The sequence below is a fragment of the Nocardiopsis ansamitocini genome (assembly GCF_030268225.1).
Lineage (GTDB): Bacteria > Actinomycetota > Actinomycetes > Streptosporangiales > Streptosporangiaceae > Nocardiopsis_D > Nocardiopsis_D ansamitocini.
In genome coordinates, this window is record NZ_BSQG01000006.1 from 128,150 (window position 1) to 150,099 (window position 21,950).

Sequence of the window (21,950 nt, forward strand, 5' to 3'; positions counted from 1 at the left end):
TGATGCGACGCACACCCCAACCTAGGTCGAGACCTGTCGGGCCGCCAGGAGGGCGCGGTCAGTCCACCGTCCAGGTGTCGCCGCCCGCCAACAGCGCGGCGAGGTCGCCCCGGCCCTGGACGGTCTCCGCCTCGGTGAGCTGCTCCAGCATCAGCTCGTCATAGCTGGGCCGTTCCACGTCGCGGAAGACACCGATCGGCACGTGTTCGAAAGCCGGGTAGTCCAGCCGGGACAACGCGAACGCGTACCCCGGATCGGCGCGGTGCGCGTCGTGGCGCACCACCCGCGCGGAATCCGCCCCCGAAAGCTCGGACACCCCCAATTCCCCGTACTCGCCCCGGACCACCCCGCGCCCCTCGCCGATGAGCAGTGGCTCGCCGTGCTCCATGCGCAGCAGCCTCAGGTCGCGCTGTCCGGGGTCCTTCAAGGGGGCGAAGGCGTCGTCGTTGAAGATCGGGCAGTTCTGGTAGATCTCCACGAACGACGCGCCCTGATGGTCGGCCGCGGCGCGAAGTACGCCGGTGAGGTGCTTGCGGTCGGAGTCCAGGGTGCGCGCCACGAACGTGGCCTCGGCGCCCAGCGCCAGCGACACCGGGTTGAAGGGGGCGTCCAGCGAGCCCATCGGAGAGGACTTGGTGATCTTGCCCGGCTCCGAAGTGGGGGAGTACTGGCCCTTGGTCAACCCGTAGATGCGGTTGTTGAACATCAGGATGTTGATGTTGACGTTGCGGCGCAGCGCGTGGATCAGGTGGTTGCCGCCGATGGACAGTCCGTCGCCGTCGCCGGTGATCACCCACACCGACAGGTCGGGCCGGCTGGCCGCGAGCCCCGTCGCCACGGCCGGGGCGCGTCCGTGGATGGAGTGCATCCCGTACGTGGTCAAGTAGTAGGGGAAGCGGGAGGAGCAGCCGATCCCCGAGACCATGACGATGTTCTCCCGCGGGACGCCCAGCTCCGGCAGGAAACTTTGGAACGCGGCCAGGACGGCGTAGTCCCCGCAGCCGGGGCACCAGCGCACCTCCTGGTCGGACTTGAAGTCCTTCATCGTGTACTGCTCGTCGCTCACCGGGACCAGCTTCAGGCCCTTGAACGCGGGCCCTTCGCGGTGCCCGCCGGTCTGCTCAGACATTGTCGATGACCTCCTGGAGCACCCCTGCCAGTTCTTCGGCCTTGAACGGCAGGCCACGGACCTTGGTGTAACTGATGGCGTCCACCAGGAACTTGCCGCGCAGCAGGAGCGCCAGCTGTCCGAGGTTGATCTCGGGGACGAGCACACGCTCGTAACCGCCCAGCACATCCGCCAAATTCTCGGGGAAGGGATTGAGATGGCGCAGGTGCGCCTGGGCGACTTCGCCACCGGCCCGCCGGACCCGGCGCACCGCCGCGCCGATCGACCCGAAGGTGCCGCCCCACCCCAGGACCAGCACCTTGGCCCGACCGCTCGGATCATCCACGTCGAGCCGGTCGATGTCGCGCGCGATCCCGTCGATCTTGCCCTGGCGGGTGCGCACCATCAGGTCGTGGTTGGCGGGGCTGTAGGAGATGTTGCCGGTGCGGTCGCTCTTCTCGATCCCGCCGATCCGGTGCTCCAGACCTGCCGTTCCCGGAACCGCCCACGGACGGGCCAGGGTCTCGGGGTCGCGCAGATAAGGGAGGAACTCGCCCTCGGGACCGTTGGGGGAGGAGGCGAAACGCACCGAGAGGTCGGGCAGCTGCGCGACCTCCGGAAGCCGCCACGGCTCCGAGCCGTTGGCCAAGTAGCCGTCCGACAGCACGATCACCGGTGTGCGGTACCGGGTGGCGATGCGTGCCGCCTCGATCGCGATGGCGAAGCAGTCGGCCGGCGAGCACGGCGCCAGTACCGGAACCGGCGACTCGCCGTTGCGACCGTACAGCGCCATCAGGAGGTCGGCCTGCTCGGTCTTGGTGGGAAGACCGGTTGAGGGGCCACCGCGCTGCACGTCGATGACGATCAACGGAAGCTCGGTCATCACCGCCAGCCCTACCGTCTCGGCCTTGAGGACCATGCCCGGGCCCGAGGTGGTCGTGACGCCCAGCGCACCGCCGAACGATGCGCCCAGCGCTGCTCCCACGCCGGCGATCTCGTCCTCCGCCTGGAAGGTGCGTACACCGAACCGCTTGTGTTTGGAGAGTTCGTGCAGGATGTCGGACGCAGGGGTGATCGGGTAGGAACCCAGGAACAACGGCAGACCGGTCAGCTCCGATCCCGCGATCAGTCCGTAGGACAATGCCGTGTTGCCGGTGATGTTGCGGTAAGTGCCCGGAGGGAGCGCGGCCGGCCTGATCTCGTAGGAGACCGCGAAATCCTCTGTGGTCTCGCCGAAGTTCCAGCCGGCCTTGAACGCCGCGATGTTGGCGGACATGATGTCGGGCCGATTGGCGAACTTGGCACGCAGGAAGCCGAGGGTGCCCTCGGAGGGCCGGTTGTACATCCACGACAGCAGCCCAAGAGCGAACATGTTCTTCGCCCGTTCCGCGTCCTTCTTGGAGATCGAGAACTCTTCCAGCGCCTTGACCGTCATTGAGGTCAGCGGCACGGCGCTCACCTTGAACTCGGCAAGGGAGCCGTCTTCGAGCGGATTGGCCGAGTAGCCGACCTTGGTCAGGGCGCGTTTGGTGAACTCGTCGGTGTTGACGATGATCGTCTCGCCCTTGGGGACGTCCTCCACGTTGGCCTTGAGGGCCGCCGGGTTCATCGCGACCAGTACGTTGGGGGCATCCCCGGGGGTCATGATGTCGTGGTCGGCGAAATGCAGCTGGAAGCTGGACACCCCCGGCAGGGTGCCGGCGGGGGCTCTGATCTCGGCGGGGAAGTTCGGAAGAGTCGAAAGGTCGTTGCCGAAGGATGCGGTTTCCTGGGTGAACCGGTCACCGGTCAGTTGCATGCCGTCGCCGGAGTCCCCGGCGAAGCGGATGATGACGCGATCGAGTCGTTGGACCTCTTTGGGCACTGAGATTGCCGACCTCCTCGGGAAGCCGCCGCGCGCGGCGCGGCGGTTCAGGGTTGCCTCGGCTTCGCTACGGTTTCGCCAACCGGGCGGCTGCCCGGCCGGCTATGGATCGTGCTTCTTGCACCCTATGAACCCGCGGGGTCGCTTGTCGGGTGAAGAGACGGGATGTGGCGCACCGGTCATCGGCGGTGCGCCCGGAGGGCGGTCAACGCGGACAGAGACCGCCGTTGATGTGCAGCAGATCCATGTACACCCGCTTGACGGGCAGGTGGCCAGGAGCCGCAGGGAGCGTAAGGAACGTCACATCCGAACTATAGGTGCTCCCTCTCCGCGGTGAGCGGGACAGGGGACACCGGTGATCGGGAGACCGCCCGCACCTCGTGCACGTACGTGAACTTCACCGCTGGGTCACGGGAACGCTGGACCCCGACTCAGACGTTTGTAACGGTGGACGGGCCTGGAGGAGGGCCGCGCCGAAGACGAGGAGAGAGGGCCGTGGTGACCCTGCACTACAACGCGCTCTTCACGGCGGGACTGCTCGCGGGCCTCTCCGGCCTGCTGGTTCTGTCCTGCTGGATGTGTGCGGGAGGGCTGGGGCTTCAGCTCGGTCTGGTCGCCGCCATCGTGGTCAACGGCCTCGTCTACTTCTTCGGTGACACCATGACGCTGCGCGCCATGCATGCCCGGCCCATCAGCGAGATCGAACGCCCCGACCTCTACCGGGTGGTGCGCGAGCTCGCCACGGAGGCACGCCAGCCGATGCCCCGGCTGTACCTGTCGCCCACGGTTGCGCCCAACGCCTTCACCGCGGGACGCAGCCGCCGCCGGGCCGTGATCTGCTGCACGACCGGTCTGCTGTCGTTGCTCAACGAGCGGGAGCTTCGCGGGGTAATCGCCCATGAACTCGCGCATATCCGCAAGGGCGACACCATCCTGTGCTCCATCGCCGCGATGCTCGCGATGATCATCGTCTCGCTCACGGCGTTGGCCATCCTGATGCCGCTCGGTGACGCCGACGACGACGACGGACCGGGGCTGCTCAGCGGACTGCTCTTCCTCGTGGTCGGCCCGATCGCCGCGATGCTGGTCCGGGGAGCCGTCGGCCGCAGCCGTGAGTTCCGCGCGGACGAGGACGCGGCCCGTCTCACCGGTGATCCGATCGGCCTGGCCAATGCGTTGCGCAAGATCGAGGTCGGGGCGCGCACCCACCCCCTGCCCACGGAGCGCGGCCTGCTCACCTCGAGCCACCTGATGATCGCCCACCCCTTCCCCAAGAGCGGGGAAGGCCGGCTCTTCGCGGCGCATCCGCCCACCCCGGAGCGGATCCGACGCCTGCGCGCGCTCGCGAAGGAGTGGGGAACCACCTGAACCGTTCCCGTCGGGCAGCGCCGACAGAAGCGGCGGCCCACCAGCCGGGGGAGCTGCGTCCGACCAATTGTCGAAGGCGCGGCACTCCCCGACCCGTGCCTCCCGCCCCAAGGGAAGGGCGGCGCGGGCCGGACCCGTCACGACCCACCGTCGGTGCACCACACGTGTGCTGCACCGACGGTGGGGCCGCACCGACTACCTGAAGTTCACGAACTGCAGGGCGACATCCAACTCGGTCCCCTTGAGCAGGGTGATGACGGACTGGAGCTCGTCCTTCTTCTTGGAGCTGACCCGCAGTTCGTCGCCCTGGATCTGCGCCTTGACGCCCTTGGGGAACTCGTCCCGGATGATCTTGGAGATCTTCTTGGCGTCCTCGCTGCTGATGCCCTCCTTGAGCGAGATCGGCAGCCGGTACTCCTTGCCGGAGACCCGCGGTTCCTCTGCCGGGTCCAGGGTCTTCAGGGAGACCCCGCGTTTGATCAGCTTCTCCTTGAACACCTCAAGAGCAGCCTTGGCGCGCTCCTCGGAACTGGATCGGATCTCCACCGCCTGGTCGCCGGACCAGTCGATGGTGGACCCCGTCCCCTTGAAGTCGAAGCGCTGGGAGAGCTCCTTGCCGGTCTGGTTCACGGCGTTGTCGACTTCCTGCCGGTCAAGCTTGGAGACGACGTCGAAGCTGGATTCAGCGGCCACGTGTGCTCGCACCCCCGTTGTGGTTTCGAGCCGGGCTCTCTTGGGCGGCCCACGGCTCATTGTGGATCGCGGCCAGCCGGTAGCGACACGGCCCTGCCGCGGCAGTGACCGAGCTTAGCCGGGCGCCCGCACGAGCCCGTCCTCAGCGGCCTGCGGCGCAGATGTGCCAATCGATTTCGCGTCTGCGCCGGTGTCCGCTATTCTCTATTCATACGCGGCACGCGCAAGCGGTTCACGTAATCCCAGGCAGGTTGCCCGAGCGGCCAAAGGGAGCAGACTGTAAATCTGCCGGCTCAGCCTACGTAGGTTCGAACCCTACACCTGCCACCGAACGGCCTCCGGACTTCACGGTCCGGGGGCCTTTTCGTTGTCCCCCGTGCTTCGCGCGCAAGAACAGTTACCGTGCACCGTATCCAGGCCCGGGTAATCGATGTCCTGCGCCGGGCATTAATTCACCCCGCACTCCTGCTGCCTGGTCTTTTGTCGTCCGGGGCAGGGATGGGGCCCTTGATTAGGGCATGTCCGTAACACGCGCACGCGCGTGATGCGGCCGCTTGACCCCGAAGGTGCACTACCCACAGTAGCGACACGCTGGACGGTGCGTGACCGAGTTTCAAGAAATTCGTGACTCTGTGTCGTCATCCATGCTCGGAGAGTGTCCAGGTCTGTCCTGTGCTGCCCTGGGGAGGGTGCTTTTGCACGACACGGCAAAAAAGCCGGAAAATAAAGTTAAATGTCGCCGGGGCCTTTTATGTTTTTCTCTACGCAATGGTCTTTAAAGAGCGAATCAGACATATTGATTTCTTGCATTTTGGCGTTGACAAAAATCCTGGCCATGGTCAATGATTGCCTTAGTCCACCGCGGACATCGGGCGCCGCTCGGCGTCAATTGAATCCTTGCTAATTTCTCTCAGGGGAATTTGATGATCAAGAAGCTGGCTGCTGCTGGGCTTATTGCCGGCGCCGCGATGGGCGCCGTGCTGATGGCTGCTCCTGCCAACGCCGGAGACCAGCACTTCAACCAGAACCTCCAGGTCGTGCCCATCACGGTCTGCAACGCCAACATCGCCGTCCTGGGTGTCACCGCGCCGATCCTCTCTCCGCAGACGACCGGCCACTGCACCAACGGTCCCATCCAGACCCAGGTTGGCCACTAGCAGTACCGCTGGCCTCTTAATCGGCCAACACGATCTCTCTTTACTTTTCGCTCTTTTTCATTGTTAGGAATTACCATGCTGCGTAAGTTCGCTGCCGCCACCGCCATTGCTGGCGCTGCCCTCGCTTTCTCCGCCGCCCCGGCGCTGGCCCACAACCACGGCGACCAGAACTACAACCAGAACCTCCAGGTTGTTTCCGCCGCGGTCTGCAACGCCAACGTCGGTGCCGCGATCGGCGTCGTGGTCCCGGTCCTGTCGCCGCAGTTCGCGGGTGACTGCACCAGCGGCCCCATCCAGACCGTCGTCAACTAACGCGAACTTCTTCTAGGAGCTTTTGATCATGCTGCGCAAGATTGTTGCCGCCACCGCGATCGCCGGTGCCGCCCTCGCTTTCTCCGCCGCCCCGGCGCTGGCCCACGGCCACAACCACGGCGACCAGAACTACAACCAGAACCTCCAGGCCGTCGCCGCGACCGTCTGCAACGCCAACATCGGCGCCGTCGTCGGTGTCGTGGTTCCGGTGCTGTCGCCGCAGGTCACGGGCGACTGCACCAACGGTCCGATCCAGACGACCATCAACAAGTAGCAAAAGAGGATTCTCCGATGCTGCGCAAGATTGCCGTCGCCGGTCTGATCGCCGGTGCCGCCATGGCCTTCTCGGCCGCGCCGGCGCTCGCCGGGGACCAGACGTTCAACCAGAACCTCCAGCTCGTTCCGATCACGGTCTGCAACGCCAACGTGGCTGTTCTGGGTGCCACGGTTCCGGTGCTGTCGCCGCAGTCCACGGGCGACTGCACCAACGGTCCGATCCAGACCGTGCTGCAGGCTGCCGAGGGCCACCACGGTGGAGGTCACGGCCACCACCATGGTGGGGACGACAAGGAAGACTACGGCTACTAGGTAGTCGGTCTCATGAGGTGAATCGTCCGTGAGAGCGGGCCAGGGGCCGCGGCTGTGCTTCGTTGAGGCAGTCGCGGCGCCGACCCGCCCGAGCGAACTCCGGAGCTCCCCGACACCCGCCATTGCGCGGGGGTCGGGGAGCTCTTTTTGCTGCGTCCGAAAAAGACCTTTTCGGGCATATTGCAAGCGGCTGTGCGAGCGGCCAAATCTTTCCCCGAACTTGGGTGGCTACTGACAGGTGAGGCCGATCGTCCCTGGTCCTGCTGTCTAGCCTTGCGGGAAGAGTTGGCCGACGGTGGATGACAGCTGGGGGAATGACCGTGGGACGGGTAAACGCGCTGGGGATCGCGGGGCTGTGCGCGCTGGGACTGCTCACCGGATGCGGACCGCAGACACCCTCGCAGGTCGTTCCCGGCCCCACCTCGAGTCCCGCGGAAGGGGGACAGGCGGCCGATGTGTGGGTGTTCAACACCTGGTCGGCAGAGCAGGGAGCCGACTACCAGGAACCGAAGGGGCTCGTCCTCACCGAGTTCACCAGCCTCAACGAGATCGAATGGACGTCGTGGGAGCCGGACGAGGCCACCGGCAGCGGCGACCTCACCGGTACCTGGTGCCTTCCGCCGGACTGCGGGGGAGGCCCCTTTCCGGTCACGGTGCGCCTGAGTGACCCCCAAGAGGTCGCAGGCCGCAGCTACTACACCCGTTACGAGCTCCCCGAGATCGAGCAGCAGCTCCCGGAGAAGATCTACGAGAAGGTCGGATACGACGAGTTCTCCGGACGGTTGCAGCTCCCGCAGGGGTAGGCGGCAAGGAGGCGCGCGGATGCGCCCCGCCGGCCTCCCCCACATCACTGCTCTGTGTTCGGGAACTTGTCCGGCCGGGAAACCCGGTTAACCGGAGGGGTTTCGGACGCGGGTGGCCGGTGTCTCGGTCGGTTCGGGACGCGGGAACGCCCGAGTGTCTTTAGTCTGCTGAGGTGTGGGTGACTCAGTGAACCAGGACCGCGGCACCGGAGTGCCGCACGGGCGGGCGGCACTGCTGCGGTTGGCCGCCTGGTTCGACGGCGCCGACAGTGCGACCGCGCACCGCATCGCGACCGCGGCCTTCGCCATGCAGCCGGCCCGGCACCTCGGCGCTACATCCGAGGACCCCATCGCCGCGGCCGCGAGCTGGTGGGCGGCCCAGCCCGCCGATACCTCGGCGGTGCGGCCCGGAATCCGCGGAGTGCTCGCCCCCATCGAAGACCACGGCGCCCAGCAGGCCCGATTGCGCGACGCCGCAGAGGCGGCCGCGCACTGGCGCCGCACCGCAGCCGGTGAAGCCCGCTCCGTCCTCACCGAGCTCACCCCCGAAAAGGGACGGTTGCGGCTGTCCGGATCGGCGCTCGAAGTCCTCATGGAACTTCTCACCGCGGCACTCGGATCCGCAGACGTCACGGCCGGACCGGTCGCGGCCGGCGACCTCGAACTCGACATCCGGCTGCACGTCCGCCATGCGCCGGAGGCGGTCCTCACCATCGGACAGCCCGGCGGCGATCTCACCCTCGAAGGGCTTCGTCTGCAGGCCACCGAGTACGCGCGGCTGACACCCGACCCCGCAGACCCCGCCCCCGAGGAGCCGGGCGAAGCTGAAACCCCCGGTTCCGCCAACCGGTACCCGACGCCGCCTTCCGCGGCTCGACCCCAGTAGCGATCCCGCCCCGGTCCCGGGCGGGTGACGACCGCCCGGCGGCCCCGGGCACCCAAGCCGATGGAGGTGACGGCAACCGTGGCTGCCAAGGAGGACATCGCGCTCACCGTCGAGCGCCAGGCGGCAGCCCGTCGGCTGCTCGCGGATCCACTCATCACCACGGGCAGCCATCCCGACGAGTTCCCCCTCGTGCACGCCCACTCCGACTGGCTCATCCGCTGTTTTCACCGGGTCCTGGGCTATCACCTCACCGTCGCCGACGACCATGCCCGACTCGTCAAGACCGGCCTGGTCGATGCGGTCGTCGCACCCCTCCCGCGCACCAGCGGAGCTCCCTTCACCCCGCGGGCCTACACCTACCTCGCGCTGACCCTTGCCGCCCTTGCGGATTCACCGGCCCGCACCACCGTGGCCGAGTTGGCCGCCGGGGTACGCGAGGCCGCCGCAGAGGCCGGGCTGCGCCTGGACCCCGAGCGGAGGATGGGAGAGCGCCGGGCCTTCACCGCCGGTCTCGTCCGACTCACCGAGTGGGGGGCGCTCACCGTGCCCGAGGGGAGCCTCGACGCCTACGCCATGGACGGCACCGCCGAGGTCGCCATGAACGTCGACCACACGATCGCCGGCCGGATCCTGGCCCACCCGCCCAATGCCACCGCCGACCCCACAGATTTCGTCGCCCTGGTCCAACACGACTCCACCGCCCCGGACGACCGCGCCGCCGAGCTCACCCTTCGCCGCCTCCTCGCCGAGAACAGCGTCGTCTACCGCGCAGAACTCGGTCCCGAACACCGCAGCCGGCTCGCCGGACACCAGTGGCGCGCAGTGGCCGAACTCGGTGAACTCCTCGGCTGCGAGGCGGAGATCCGTGCGGAGGGAGTGGCGCTGATCATGCCCGCCAGCGATGCGGCCGACGCCCGCGGGCCCAAGCACTCCGTGGGATTTCCCAGCACCGGTCCGGTCGGCCACGCCGCCCTCACCCTGCTCGGTCGCCTTGCCACCCTCCTCGACCCGCCACCGTTCACCCACGCCATCGCGATCCCTCCCGACATGCTCGCCACCGAACTCGCCGCCGCGATCGACGCCCCGGAGACCAAGCGCTGGGCGCGCACCGCACTCAGCCACAACCCCGACCCTGCCGACCTTTCCGAACGGATTCTGGATCTGCTCACTCGCAGCCGCCTGATCGACCACCAGCCCGAGCAGGAGCCGACCGCAGGCCGGCGGCTGTTGGCCGCGGCCGCCCGTTACCGGATCCCCGCCCCGGGCACCGCGGAGCCGACGGAGCCAACAGAATGAGCGCCGAGCCCGCCAACCACGATCCACGCCGGGGGGCCGCCCAGAGTGCCCCGCGCATCCGCGACAATGTCAGCACCCCCGGCAGCCGCACGGTCGGCAGGGGCGTGTACGCAGACGGGCGGTACGAAACGGAGGAGGGTCGATGAGCAGCGAGGACAAGCCCGCCGTCATCACCCGGCCCAAGCGCTACCGGCTCCAGCGCGCCGGAATCCTCAACGTCTGGCAATACGACGACCACGTCTTCGAGTTCGCCGACGGACGTCTGCTGCTGCGCGGTCGCAACGGTGCCGGCAAGTCCAAGGCGCTGGAAATGCTGCTGCCCTTCCTCCTCGACGGCGACGCCCGCCGACTCGACACCACGGGGACCAGCCGGACCAGCTTGCGCTGGCTCATGCTGGAGGGCCGCACCGCCACCGAGTCCGGCGGCGATGCCGTCCCCGAGGACGGCGACACCACCCTGGGGTACCTGTGGGTGGAGTTCGGCGGGCGGGGAGCCGACGGCGCAGCGCGCACCCGCACGCTCGGAGCGGCGATCACCGCCTCGGCGGCCCAGCCCGAAGCCCGCGCGATGTTCTTCGTCACCGATCGCCGCATCGGTGACGACCTCTCGCTCAGCGTGGACGGACACCCCCTCCCCATCGAGCGGCTGCGCACCGAGGTCGGCCCCGACAACTGTTACGACACCGCCGTGGGCTACCGGGCCAGGGTCATGCACGACCTCTTCGGCCTCGACGACCCCATGCGTTACCGCAACCTCATCCACCTCCTCTACCGGTTGCGCCGCCCCACCGTCGGTGAGCGCCTGGAAGCCGGAGAACTCGTCTCCGTGCTGGCCGAGGCGCTGCCGCCCATGGACGACGCTGTCCTCGACGAGGTCGCCCGCAACATCACCGACCTCGACACCGCCCGCGCCCGTCTGACCGCCTTGCGCTCAGCGGAAGAGCAGGTCAGCGGTTTTCTCGGGGACTACCGCGGCTATTTGCACGGTGTCCTGCACGATCAGACCGTCCAGGTCCGTGCCCAGATCGACTCCTACGAAGAGCGCGACGCCGAACTCTCCCGCCTCGAAACCGAACTCGACGCCCTCGTCTCCACCGAGAGCAGCGTCCAGGAGGAGCGCGACCGGCTGCGGCGCAGCCGCGACACCGCCGCCTCCGACGCCTCCACACTCAGCGAAGGCGGCACCGGCGCCCCCGAGCCCGGAGAAGCCGAACAGCAGGCCCGCTACGCCGCTGTATCGGCCTACATCCGTGCGGCCGAAGCCGCCTGGTCCGCGGCCGAGCACGCACTCACCGCCGAGCAGCAGGCCCAGGCCCGCCTGGCCGGCGACAGCTCCGCGATCGAGCGCGGCATCGGAACCCTGCGCCGTCTGCACGTCGGTCTCCGCGACTCCGCCCGCACCGCGGGGATCGAATCGGCCTCCATCGGTGAGATCCCCCAGGTGGTGCGGGTTACCCTCGCCCCTCGGGAGAGCGTCACCCAGGTCAACCTCGACGGGTTGGAGCAGGCAGTCGAGCGCCGGCCCGTGAACGGCATCGAGGTCACGACTCTGCGCACCCGACTCGCGGGACTGCACGACCGGCTCAGCCGCGCAGGTGCCCAAGCCCTCGAACGTGAGAGCACCGTCGCCGACCTCTACCGGCGTGCCCTCGTGCTTGACGCCGCCGAGCGTCGGGAAAGCACCCTGGACAGCGAGGCCGAATGGGGTGACGATCTCGTCGAGCGCGCCCGCATGCGCGAACGCGCCGCCATCGAGGCCGTGCGCGAAGCGAGCACCGGCTATGCCGCTGACGTGCGGGACTGGAGCAACGCGCTGCGCGCCGCGGCCCCCGACGCCGCAGTGGCCTCGGCCCTCGCCTCTCTTGAGGAACGCGTCGAACTCCCTCTCGACGACACCCTGCGCGTCCTGCCCGCCGACACCCCCGAGTCCGTCGCCCGCGACGCCCACGCCATCGTCGACCCCCTGCTGCACGAGCTCCGGGACCGCCGCGACACCGCCATCGGGGAGGAACGCGAGCTCACCGCTGAGCTGGACGACCTCGACGAGCGCAAGGCCGCGGGCACCGAGTACGTCACCGCCCCCCGTCCTTCTTGGGCGACCGCGCCCAGGGACGGAGCGGCCGGTACCCCACTGCACCTGGCCGTGGACTTCGCCGAGGGCCTCGCCCCCGAACAGCAGGCCGGCCTGGAGGCCGCCCTGGAGGCGTCCGGTCTCCTCGCCGGGCTCATCACCCCCGACGGCTCCGTACTGGACCCCGACACACGCGACCTCCTGCTCACCGCAGGGGAGCCCGTCCGCGGCGCCACCCTGCTCGACGCGCTCGTCCCTCTCGACGTACCCGAAGCGGGTATCGGACGCGGCTCCGTCATCGCCCTGCTCGGCTCCATCCGCCTCGAAGGCGGTCCCGAGACGACCACCGACGAGGCGGCCCCGACCGAGTCCTGGTTCACCACCCCCAGCAGCCCGCGCCGCCGCCCCGACAACTCCGTCGGCCTCGACGGCCGCTGGCGCCTCGGCGTGGCCACCGGCTCCCACCGCAAGGCCGCCCCCGAATACATCGGGGAGGCCGCCCGCGCCGAGACCCTGAAACGCAACCGGGCCAAGACCGAGCGCCGCATCGAAATGGCCAGGGACCTCCTCGACGAGGCCCTGGAGCGCCGCAGCGATATCGAGAACCGCCATGACAGTCTGATCCGGGTCAACCGGTCCGTCCCCTCCGGGGGCGGTCTCGTCGCGGCGTGGGCGGCCCTGGACAACGCCCGCGACTGGCTCGCCTCTGCGGTGCGCGAGCACGCCGCAGCCCGTTCCGCCGCCGACACCGCGCGCAAGACCGCCCTGACGCTGCGTGCCGCACTCGTCGAACCGGCGCTCGAACACGGACTGCCGGCCGACCGCGACGAGCTCACCGGTGTCCAGGCGGCCCTGGGCATGCTCCGCGTCCAGATCGCCTCTGCCCACCGCGATCTCGAAGCGCTGGCCGTCCGTCTTGAGGACTACCACCAGCACACCGTCGCGTGGGAGCGCGCTCGTGAGGCCCGGATCCTCTCCGAGGACGCCCGCGGCGCAGCCATCGGCGACATGATCACCGTGCGCCGTGAGACCGAGCTCACCGATCGGGCCCGCTCCGCCGCCCCCGACCAGATCGAAACCGCCGTCGCCCAGGTCCGTGCCCGGATGAACGACGCCGGCGATGCGCTGACCGCGCTCGAACGCGAGGCCCAGCGTGCTCGCGACGCCCGCGTGGCCGCCGAAACCCGTTACGACACCGCCCTCCTGGAGCGTGCCGAGCAGGCTCGTCGTGCCTTGGACGCAGGGGCCCGGCTGCGTGCCATGCTCGCCACCCCGGAGGGGGGCGCGGACTCCGCTCTGCTCGCCGCCGCGGGGCTCGCCGGCCTGGCCGGGGAATCCGGCCCGATCGCCGCCTATGACGCCGCTGAGCAGGTCGAGGACGGCGGTGACGAGCTCCCCAAGCGGGTCCAGGCCCTGGGCGCACTGGTCGCCGAGATCGAGACCGGCCTCGCCGCCTACCCCGACCTCCCCGTCATCGACGACAGCGGGATCCTGCGGCGTCGCGAGGAGCTGCACCGTCGCCTCGGCGACGACGCGGTCCTCGGAGCCCGCACCGAACTCACCGAGCCGCTGGGGACGAAACGCGTCACCGTGCACGACGACCACGGTGCACACGACATCACCGACTACGCCCACCGCCTGAGCGCCGGCATCGTCGAGGCCGAGGAGACCGCTGCCGTGCGTGAGGAGGAAGCGTACGAACGGCACCTCCTCGGTGAGCTCGCCGGTCACCTCTCCCGCCAGATCGACGAGGCCCGCGAACTCATCGCCACGATGAACGATGTGCTGGGCGACGTCACCACCTCGCAGGGCCTGGGGGTACGCCTGGACTGGCGGTTGGCCCCCGACGCCGACGCCGATATCCACGCGGTGGTCCCGCTGCTGCGCCGCCCCGCCGAGCAGCGAACCCGGGTCGAGACCACCCGGCTGCGCGATGCCCTGCGCCGCTGTATCGAGGCCATCCGTCGACTCGATCCCACTGCCGTCGGCGGTGCCCAACTGCGAGCGGCCCTGGACTACCGCTCCTGGTTTGCTTTCACCGTCTACGTCACCGATGCCGCACACCCGGAGCGCGAGCGCCGCCTCACCCACCGCACCGCGCTCAGCCAGGGGGAACAGCGGGTCATCGCCTATCTGGTTCTATTCGCCGCCGCGGCAGCACAGTTCGGGGCACTCGCCCTGGAGGCACCGCAGTCTCCACGACTCATCCTTCTCGACGACGCCTTCGCCAAGGTCGACGAACCGACCCACGGCAGGCTGTTGGGAATGCTCGTCCAGCTCGACCTCGACTTCGTCCTCACATCCGAGCGCGTCTGGGGCTGCTTCCCCAGCGTGCCCCGGCTGCACGTCTACGAGTGCCTGCGGGACCCGGCCGTCCCGGGCATCGCCACACTGCACTTCACCTGGGACGGCAATCGACGCAGGTTGAACGGCGTGTGATTCTCGCCGCACCCGCTGCGGTGACCGGTAGTGGTTGTCTTCGCCGATAGCCCTACTCGTTTCACCCCATCTGCCCTAATCTGCAGAGGCGAGGCCACGAACGGAGCGGGTGTTGTGACGACGGCTACGACGGCCCAAGCGGCGTTCTCCGCAGAGCCCCCCAGGCGACGCCGCAAGGCGACCGCCCCCGCGGGGCTGCTCCTGGACCGGTTGGCGCGGTCTCCCCTCGATGCCACCGCCAGGCAGTGGGTCGCCGCAGCCGCGCACGGCGACGAGGCGCTGGCTGCCTGCGCCCGCGGTGAGACCCTCGATCTCCCCGAGCCCCACGAACCCGTGGCACCGGTCCAGCACGCGCGGCGCTGCTTCCTCAGCCGCGTCGAAGTACAGGGATTTCGCGGCATCGGCCGCTCGGCCGCACTGGAGTTCCCGCCCGGGCCCGGCCTGACCGTGATCGTCGGCCGAAACGGCTCGGGCAAATCCAGTTTCGCCGAAGCCGTCGAGGCGGCGTTGACCGGCCGAAACCTTCGCTGGGACGGTATGCCCACCGCCTGGCGCGACGGCTGGCGCAATCTGCACTTCGACGACCGCACCGAGATCACCGTGGAGCTCCAGCGCTCCGGGGAGCGGCGGCCCACCCGCGTCACCCGCTCCTGGAACGGCGACAGCGTCCGTTCGGCACGCGGAGAGGTCTCCCTGCCCGACGGACGCTCCGGTTCGCTGGCGAGCCTCGGCTGGGGCGAGGATCTCTCCCGCTACCGCCCTTTTCTGTCCTACGACGAACTCGGCCGGACGGTCACCGGGCGCGCGGCCGAGCTCTACGACACCCTCACCACCCTGCTCGGACTCACCGAGCTCACCGAGACCGAACGGCGTCTGGCCAAGGCGTGCGACCGTCTCGCGAAGACCGAGGGCCGGCCCGGCCGCGACCTTCCCTTCCTGGTCGAGCGATTGCACGCCAGCCCCGACCCCCGTGCCCGTAGGGCCCGCGACCTTCTGGCCGCACCCTCCATCGACCTCGACCGCCTGGCGGCGCTGGCAGCCGACGACGGCCCCAGCGACCCCGCCCAGCAGGTGGTCCTGCGCCGATTGCGCCGCCTGGCGGTTCCGGAACGGGCCCTCATCGGCGACGTCGTCAACGAGCTGCGCGGTGCCGCCATGGAGATCGCCATGGCCTCGGGCACCAAGGGCACCCGGGCCCGCGGCCTGGTCGAACTCCTGAGGCAGGCCATCGACCATCACGAGCGCCATCCCGCGGAAGCGGACTGCCCCACGTGTGGCACCGAGTCGGTCCTCGGAACGGCCTGGGCGCACCGGGCACGCGCCGAGATCGCCAAACTGGAGCCGATCGCCGCGAGCACCGCGGCGGCCTACGCGCGCGCGGACAGCGCCCGGGACCAGGCCCGGTTCCTGCTCGCCCCGCCCCCGGGCTGGTTGCCCCCCGACAGCGAATTGGGGCGCATCTGGGCGGACTGGGCGGCGGGTACCGCCATCACCGACCTGGGCGAGTTGGCGACCCACGTCGAAACGGTCGGGCGGCGGCTGCGTACGGCCGCGGTCGCCGCGCGCAAGGCCGCAACCGAGAGTCTCACCGATCCCACCGACGGCTGGGCCGAGCTCACCGAGCAGCTGGCGGCGTGGGTCGACGACGCGCGCGAGGCCATACGCGCGCGCAGCGCACTGGCGCCGGCCGTACAGGCCCTGGACTGGTTCACCGCACTTGCCCGCGAGCTGCGCGAGGAGCGTCTGGGCCCTCTGGCCGCGCAGGCGGAGAAGGTCTGGTCCCGATTGCGCCAGGAACGCCACATCGATCTGGAGGCACTGCGCCTCGTCGGCCGGGGCGCCTCGCGCAGAGTGGCCGTCGACGTCGCGGTGGACGGCAGCGAGGGCGCCGGAAACTCGCCCGGACTGCTCAGCCAGGGCGAGTTCCAGGCGTTGGCACTGTCCATCTGCCTGCCGCGCACCCTCGCCCCGGGCAACCCGTTCGGTTTCCTTCTCCTGGACGATCCCGTGCAGGCCATGGACACCGAGACCGTGGAAGGGCTCTCGGCGGTGCTCGCCGAAGTGGGCCGGCACCGTCAACTCGTCGTCTTCACCCACGACACGCGGCTTCCCGACGCCATGCGCAGACTCGGTCTGCCCGCGACCATCCGGACCATCCAGCGCGACGCCATGTCCAACGTCTGGGTGGCGGACTGACGACACCCGGACACCGGGCCGCGGGCGTCTCCTCGGTGGGACGCCGATTTGGCAGAGCACCCCAAAGTCACGCTATAGTCGTGTCAACGCGAACGGCGGAACCCGCAAGGGAAACCCGCAGGAGCGCGCCCCTTTAGCTCAGTCGGCAGAGCGTCTCCATGGTAAGGAGAAGGTCTACGGTTCGATTCCGTAAAGGGGCTCCACCACTTGATGAAACCCGGTCCACTCAGGTGGGTAGGCGGCGGAGTGTGATTCGCCGGAGCGGCCGGGTTCGGGTAACCTTGCTGTTGAGTCCGGTTATCCCGGTCCAGGCGGAGTAGCTCAGTCGGTAGAGCAAGCGGCTCATAATCGCTGTGTCGTCGGTTCAAGTCCGGCCTCCGCTACTACCCGCGAGGCCCCTGATCGTTTTTCAGGGGTCAACGCGGGTCTTTTTCAGTGTTCGTAGTTTGCTCAGCGAGAAAGGCACTCCAACGTGGCTGCCACAGACGTGAGGCCGAAGATCACCCTGGCCTGCCAGGAGTGCAAGCACCGTAACTACATCACGCGCAAGAACCGTCGGAACACCCCCGACCGTCTTGAGCTCCAGAAGTACTGCCCGAACTGCCGTGAGCACCGCGCTCACAAGGAGACCCGCTAGCCCCTCGGGTGCCTCGCGTAGCCCCACGTGCGCGCGATGCGGCCCGACGGCCTACAGGCGGCAGCGGATCCTTTTCCGTTCGGCAAGCAGTGTCGAAAGCACCGGTAGCCCGGTGAGCCCAACGGCTCACCGGGCTACTACTGTGTGGGGGTCCGTTCCACCGGCCGTGGCCTGGCACGACGACACAAGCGAAGCGTTGAGAGGGAGCCCATGGCGATCAACCGCGACTTTCTGGGACGGGTGTACGAGTCCCCGCAGCCCTACGAGGTCACCCGGGGGAAGATCCGCGAGTTCGCGGACGCGATCTCCGACCCCAACCCCGTCTACCGGGACCGCGCCAGCGCCGAGGCCGCCGGTCATGCCGACGTCATCGCGCCGCCGACCTTTCCCATCATCATGGGGATGGAGGGGGCGGGGCAGGCGATCGTCGACCCCGACCTGCGCCTGGACTACTCGATGATGGTGCACGGCGAGCAGCGCTTCAGCTACAGTCGCCCGATGCGAGCCGGAGACGTGGTGAACTGCGTCACCACGATCACCGAGATCAAATCCCTGGGGCGCAACGAGCTCATCACTCTAAAGAGCGAGCTCTCCACTGTGGAGGGCGAGCACATCGTGACAACGCGCAACCTCCTCGTCGTGCGCGATGGCGCCGAACCCGCCGAGCAGAAGTAGGGAGTCCGGCACATGACCGCCAACGTCCGTTACGCCGACGTCGAAGTGGGCACCGAACTGCCCGAGCAGACCTACCCCGTGCGCCGTCTCGACCTCGTCCGCTACGCGGGCGCCTCCGGTGACTTCAACGACATCCACTGGAACGAGCGCATCGCCAAAGCGGTGGGGCTCCCCAATGTGATCGCGCACGGGATGTTCACCATGGCCGAGGCCGGACGCCTCGTCACCGACTGGGTCGGTGACCCCGGCGCGCTCGTGGAGTACGGGGTGCGCTTCTCCGCTCCGGTCGTCGTCCCCGACGACGACAAGGGCGCCGAACTCGTGGTGACCGGTGTGGTCACCGAGAAGCGCGACGACAACCGCGTGGTCGTCGCCATTACCGCCCGGTCCGCGGGCGCCAAGGTGTTGGCGCGCTCCACCGCTGTCGTGCGTCTGGCCTGACAGCCCCCGCCGCTCCGACCGCCGGTCCCGCGTCCTGACGGGGCCGGCGTGCTTGATTTCTACCGACCAGAGGTGACCGCCGTGTCCGCTGCTATCGATCACAACGTGCCGCTCGGGCCTTTCACCACCCTTGGGGTGGGCGGCCCCGCCGACGTCTTTCGGACCGCCGCCGACACCGCGGGGCTGATCGAGGTCGTACGGGAGGCCGACAGCGCCGGTACGCAGTTGCTCATCCTGGGCGGCGGCAGCAACCTTGTCGTCTCCGACGAGGGGGTTCGCGGCACGGTGGTCCTCGTCGAGTCCGACCGGACGGGAATAGTGGCCGACGACGGCACGACCGTGCGGGTGCGCGTCGATGCCGGGGTCGAGTGGGACGCGTTCGTCCGTCAGCAGACCGGTGCCGGGCTCAGCGGCCTCGAATGCCTGTGCGGCATCCCGGGAAAGGTCGGCTCCACCCCCATCCAGAATGTCGGAGCCTACGGCCAGGACGTCAGCCAGAGCATCGTCGAGGTCGTCGTCTACGACCGGGAATCGGGCCGTATGCGGGCCATGGACAACGACGAATGCGGGTTCACCTACCGGGACAGCGCCTTCAAGGGCCATTCCCGCTACGTGGTGTGCGAAGTCGTCTTCGAACTGACGCGCTCCGACCTGAGCACGCCGATCCGCTACGCCGAGCTGGCCAGGTTCCTGGGGGTGGAGACCGGCGAGCGAGTCCCCCTCGCCACCGTGCCCCCCGCGGTGCTGCAGCTGCGCCGCAGCAAGGGGATGGTCGTGGACCCCGCCGACCCCGACAGCCATAGCGCGGGCTCCTTCTTCACGAACCCGATCCTGAGCACCGAGGAGTTCGCGGACTTCACCAAGCGCGCAGTCACGGTACTGGGCCCCGATGTGCAGCCCCCCGTCTATCCGGCGGGAGAGGGGAGGGTCAAGCTTTCCGCGGCCTGGCTGATCGAGCGTGCGGGATTCGCCAAGGGACACGGCACCGGACCGGCCCGCATCTCCACCAAGCACACCCTCGCCCTCACCAATCCCGGCGGGGCGACCACCGCGGACCTGTTGGAACTGGCACGCGAGGTGCGCGCGGGAGTGGGCGAGGCGTTCGGCGTCACCCTGGTCAACGAGCCGGTCATGGTCGGCGTCTCCCTCTAGCGCCACCGCCCCTTCCCACGGACGAGAAGGGGAGTGCCGGGACAGGGACGGTGGCCGCAGCGCCGCCGACAAAATAAATTAGGCAAGCCGAACTCTTTTATTCGCCAAAGGCGCGAATTCTACTGGCCTTGCCAATGAATTGCCATTTGTCAATTGTTTGCTACTCTTGAAATTCATCGAGGGGGAGTAGTCCTCAATCCTTGCGATCGACACGCTGGAAAGCCGCTCCTGAGGGGCTTCCCGGTCGCATGAGCCTTTAAGGCGGACGAGACCTTCGGACTGGCATCACTGCTGGACCGAAGCGTGGCGTTCGCCTTTTTCGTGCTTCGGCTCGGCGTGTATTCGAAGGGCAGAGATTGGCATGGGATTCCTGACGGCGCTGGGCGTGAGTACCGCCGCGATCTTTATCGCCGAAATGGGCGACAAGACGCAATTGGTGGCGATGTCGCTCGCCAGCCGCTACCGCGCGCTGACGGTGCTCCTCGGGATCACCGCTGCCACGGTCGCCGTCCACGGCGTCAGCGTGCTGGCCGCAGAGGTCCTGGGCCTGGCCATCCCCACCGACTGGGTCACCCTCATCGCCGGACTGGCCTTCCTCTTCTTCGGTTTTTGGACCCTGCGCGGCGACGAGCTCACGGACAAGGACGAGGAGCGTGCGGCAAGCCGCCGCAACCGCTCCGCCTTCCTGACCGTCGCGATGGTCTTCTTTCTCGCTGAGCTCGGCGACAAGACCATGCTCGCCACCATCACCGTGGGCGCCAACTATTCGGGAACGCCACTCGCCTGGCTCGCGGTCTGGATCGGCTCCACCGTCGGAATGGTTGCCGCAGACGGCATCGCCATCGCCATCGGCTCGGTCCTGGGCAAGAAACTGCCGGAGCGCGCCATCCAGATCGGCGCCGCTGTGCTGTTCTTCATCGCCGGCGCGGTCATGACCTGGCAGGGACTGGCCATGCTGCTGGCCTGATCCGCAGGCAGTGGCACCGTTTCGTCCGAGGCGCTGGATCGATCGCGGCACCGGAGTCCGGAGCCCGGAGCGCGGGGGCGGCTCCGGTGCCGCGCTGTTCTCCTGTACGGACCCGGTCCACCCGCTCAGACACTCGGCGGTGGGACGGCCAGCCAGGCGTCCACGCCCGCCAGGAGTTCCTTTTTGAGGCTGTCGGGTGCGGCCGAGCCGCGGACCGACATTCGGGCGAGCTCCGCCAGTTCCGGATCGGAGAAGCCGAACACCTCTCTGGCGATCGCGTACTGCTCCACCAGGCGCGGTCCGAACAGCAACGGATCGTCGGTGCCCAGTGCGATCGGTGCTCCGGCGGAGAAGAGGCGGCGCAAGGGGATGTGTGCGACGTCCTCGACCACGCCCAGGCTCACGTTGGAGCTCGGGCACACCTCCAGAGTCACCTCCTGGGTGGCGATCCGCTCGATCAGGTAAGGATCCTCGACCGCGCGCACGCCGTGCCCGACCCGGTCGGCGTCCAGGGTGTCCAGGCACTCGCGCACGCTGCGCGCGCCCGACAGCTCCCCACCGTGGGGCACCGACAGCAGGCCGGCCCGTCGAGCGATCCGAAAGGCTCCCTCGAATTCGAGGGCCCGGCCCCGGCGCTCGTCGTTGTTGAGACCGAAGCCGACCACGCCGCGTCCCGCGTACTGTGCGGCAAGACGGGCCAGTGCCTTTGCGTCCATCGGGTGCTTGGTCCGGTTGGCGGCCACCACCAGGCCCACGCCCACGCCGGTCTCGCGTTCGGCGACCCGGGCGGCGTCCAGCATCAGCTCCAGCGTCGAGGTGAGCCCGTCGAAGCGGGACGCGTAACCGCTGGGGTCGACCTGGATCTCCAGCCAGCCCGAGCCCGCGGCCCGCTCGTCCTCGGCCGCCTCCAGCACCAACCGGTACAGGTCGTCGGAGGTCTTCAGGACCGAGCGGGCGATGTCGTAGAGGCGCTGGAAGCGGAACCAGCCTCGTTCGTCGGTGGCGCGCAGTTTCGGGGGCCACTCCTCGACGAGCGCCTGGGGGAGGTGCACGCCGCGTTCCCGGGCCAGTTCCACCAGGGTGGAGTGCCGCATCGAACCGGTGAAGTGCAGGTGCAGGTGCGTCTTGGGCAACCGCTCCAAAGGACGGGTATTGACCGGTGTCTCCATGAACCAAGGGTGCCGTATCCCGAACCCGCGCGTTGCCAGAAGACCGGGGCGAGCCGGGCGGGGCGATCGCGTACGCGGGCGGGACCGGTGGTCCAGGAGCATCGCACGAGGGGCGCCCCCGTAATAAT

At 68.7% G+C, this 21,950-nt stretch carries 19 protein-coding genes and 3 tRNA genes; 18 read left to right on the plus strand and 4 right to left on the minus strand.

Going from position 1 to position 21,950, the window contains the following annotated elements; translation table 11 throughout:
- Positions 1 to 58 precede the first annotated feature (58 nt).
- Together QSJ59_RS17765 and QSJ59_RS17770 are read right to left on the minus strand one after the other, a co-directional pair.
- Complete coding sequence (locus tag QSJ59_RS17765; protein ID WP_285760732.1) at positions 59 to 1,129, minus strand: 2-oxoacid:ferredoxin oxidoreductase subunit beta; 1,071 nt, start codon at positions 1,127 to 1,129, stop codon at positions 59 to 61.
- A complete protein-coding gene (locus tag QSJ59_RS17770; protein WP_285760733.1) occupies positions 1,122 to 2,972 on the minus strand; it encodes a 2-oxoacid:acceptor oxidoreductase subunit alpha in 1,851 nt (616 codons plus the stop codon). Before QSJ59_RS17770 ends, QSJ59_RS17765 begins: the two co-directional genes overlap by 8 nt.
- Positions 2,973 to 3,476: 504 nt before the next feature.
- On the opposite strand from QSJ59_RS17770, the gene QSJ59_RS17775 reads away from it, so the two are divergent.
- Complete coding sequence (locus QSJ59_RS17775; protein ID WP_285760853.1) at positions 3,477 to 4,340, plus strand: M48 family metalloprotease; 864 nt, start codon at positions 3,477 to 3,479, stop codon at positions 4,338 to 4,340.
- Between the two features lie 195 nt (positions 4,341 to 4,535).
- Here the strand turns inward: QSJ59_RS17775 and QSJ59_RS17780 are convergent, their stop codons facing one another.
- Positions 4,536 to 5,033, minus strand: coding sequence for a YajQ family cyclic di-GMP-binding protein (locus tag QSJ59_RS17780; RefSeq protein WP_285760734.1), 498 nt, complete (start codon positions 5,031 to 5,033; stop codon positions 4,536 to 4,538).
- A gap of 245 nt (positions 5,034 to 5,278) precedes the next feature.
- Here QSJ59_RS17780 and QSJ59_RS17785 point away from each other — a divergent pair.
- The 17 genes from QSJ59_RS17785 to QSJ59_RS17865 all read left to right on the plus strand — a co-directional run bounded on the left by QSJ59_RS17785 (position 5,279) and on the right by QSJ59_RS17865 (position 20,653).
- Positions 5,279 to 5,360, plus strand: a tRNA-Tyr gene (locus QSJ59_RS17785).
- 596 nt (positions 5,361 to 5,956) lie between these two features.
- Entirely contained in the window at positions 5,957 to 6,190 is a 234-nt protein-coding gene (locus QSJ59_RS17790; RefSeq protein ID WP_285760736.1) for a hypothetical protein, read from the plus strand.
- Between the two features lie 75 nt (positions 6,191 to 6,265).
- A complete protein-coding gene (locus QSJ59_RS17795; protein ID WP_285760737.1) occupies positions 6,266 to 6,502 on the plus strand; it encodes a hypothetical protein in 237 nt (78 codons plus the stop codon).
- Positions 6,503 to 6,530: 28 nt separating this feature from the next.
- Positions 6,531 to 6,776, plus strand: coding sequence for a hypothetical protein (locus QSJ59_RS17800; protein ID WP_285760738.1), 246 nt, complete (start codon positions 6,531 to 6,533; stop codon positions 6,774 to 6,776).
- A gap of 17 nt (positions 6,777 to 6,793) precedes the next feature.
- On the plus strand, positions 6,794 to 7,090 hold the full coding sequence (locus QSJ59_RS17805; protein ID WP_285760739.1) for a hypothetical protein: 297 nt from the start codon (positions 6,794 to 6,796) through the stop codon (positions 7,088 to 7,090).
- A 320-nt stretch (positions 7,091 to 7,410) separates the two neighbouring features.
- A complete protein-coding gene (locus QSJ59_RS17810; protein ID WP_285760740.1) occupies positions 7,411 to 7,893 on the plus strand; it encodes a hypothetical protein in 483 nt (160 codons plus the stop codon).
- 175 nt (positions 7,894 to 8,068) lie between these two features.
- Positions 8,069 to 8,779, plus strand: a complete 711-nt coding sequence (locus QSJ59_RS17815; RefSeq protein WP_285760741.1) for a DUF2397 family protein — start codon at positions 8,069 to 8,071, stop codon at positions 8,777 to 8,779.
- Positions 8,780 to 8,857: 78 nt separating this feature from the next.
- Positions 8,858 to 10,075 carry a TIGR02678 family protein gene (locus QSJ59_RS17820; protein ID WP_285760742.1) on the plus strand — a complete coding sequence of 406 codons (1,218 nt, stop codon included), beginning with the start codon at positions 8,858 to 8,860 and terminating at the stop codon, positions 10,073 to 10,075.
- 142 nt (positions 10,076 to 10,217) lie between these two features.
- Entirely contained in the window at positions 10,218 to 14,585 is a 4,368-nt protein-coding gene (locus tag QSJ59_RS17825; protein ID WP_285760743.1) for a TIGR02680 family protein, read from the plus strand.
- A gap of 114 nt (positions 14,586 to 14,699) precedes the next feature.
- Complete coding sequence (locus QSJ59_RS17830; RefSeq protein ID WP_285760744.1) at positions 14,700 to 16,781, plus strand: AAA family ATPase; 2,082 nt, start codon at positions 14,700 to 14,702, stop codon at positions 16,779 to 16,781.
- Positions 16,782 to 16,908: 127 nt separating this feature from the next.
- A tRNA-Thr gene (locus tag QSJ59_RS17835) sits at positions 16,909 to 16,984 on the plus strand.
- A gap of 107 nt (positions 16,985 to 17,091) precedes the next feature.
- Positions 17,092 to 17,164 (plus strand) — tRNA-Met (locus QSJ59_RS17840).
- 89 nt (positions 17,165 to 17,253) lie between these two features.
- Positions 17,254 to 17,418: a 50S ribosomal protein L33 gene (gene rpmG, locus QSJ59_RS17845; protein ID WP_285760745.1), complete on the plus strand. Its 165-nt coding sequence runs from the start codon at positions 17,254 to 17,256 to the stop codon at positions 17,416 to 17,418.
- Positions 17,419 to 17,628: 210 nt separating this feature from the next.
- Complete coding sequence (locus QSJ59_RS17850) at positions 17,629 to 18,093, plus strand: MaoC family dehydratase N-terminal domain-containing protein (protein ID WP_285760746.1); 465 nt, start codon at positions 17,629 to 17,631, stop codon at positions 18,091 to 18,093.
- A 12-nt stretch (positions 18,094 to 18,105) separates the two neighbouring features.
- On the plus strand, positions 18,106 to 18,534 hold the full coding sequence (locus QSJ59_RS17855; RefSeq protein ID WP_285760747.1) for a MaoC family dehydratase: 429 nt from the start codon (positions 18,106 to 18,108) through the stop codon (positions 18,532 to 18,534).
- An 81-nt stretch (positions 18,535 to 18,615) separates the two neighbouring features.
- A complete protein-coding gene (locus QSJ59_RS17860) occupies positions 18,616 to 19,686 on the plus strand; it encodes a UDP-N-acetylmuramate dehydrogenase (protein WP_285760748.1) in 1,071 nt (356 codons plus the stop codon).
- A 361-nt stretch (positions 19,687 to 20,047) separates the two neighbouring features.
- Positions 20,048 to 20,653 (plus strand): TMEM165/GDT1 family protein, encoded by a 606-nt coding sequence (locus QSJ59_RS17865; protein WP_285760749.1) that lies wholly within the window; start codon positions 20,048 to 20,050, stop codon positions 20,651 to 20,653.
- Between the two features lie 125 nt (positions 20,654 to 20,778).
- Here QSJ59_RS17865 and QSJ59_RS17870 read toward each other — a convergent pair whose 3' ends face one another.
- The gene (locus QSJ59_RS17870) at positions 20,779 to 21,822 is read right to left on the minus strand and encodes an adenosine deaminase (RefSeq protein ID WP_285760750.1); all 1,044 of its coding nucleotides are present in this window, start codon (positions 21,820 to 21,822) and stop codon (positions 20,779 to 20,781) included.
- Positions 21,823 to 21,950: the final 128 nt, after the last annotated feature.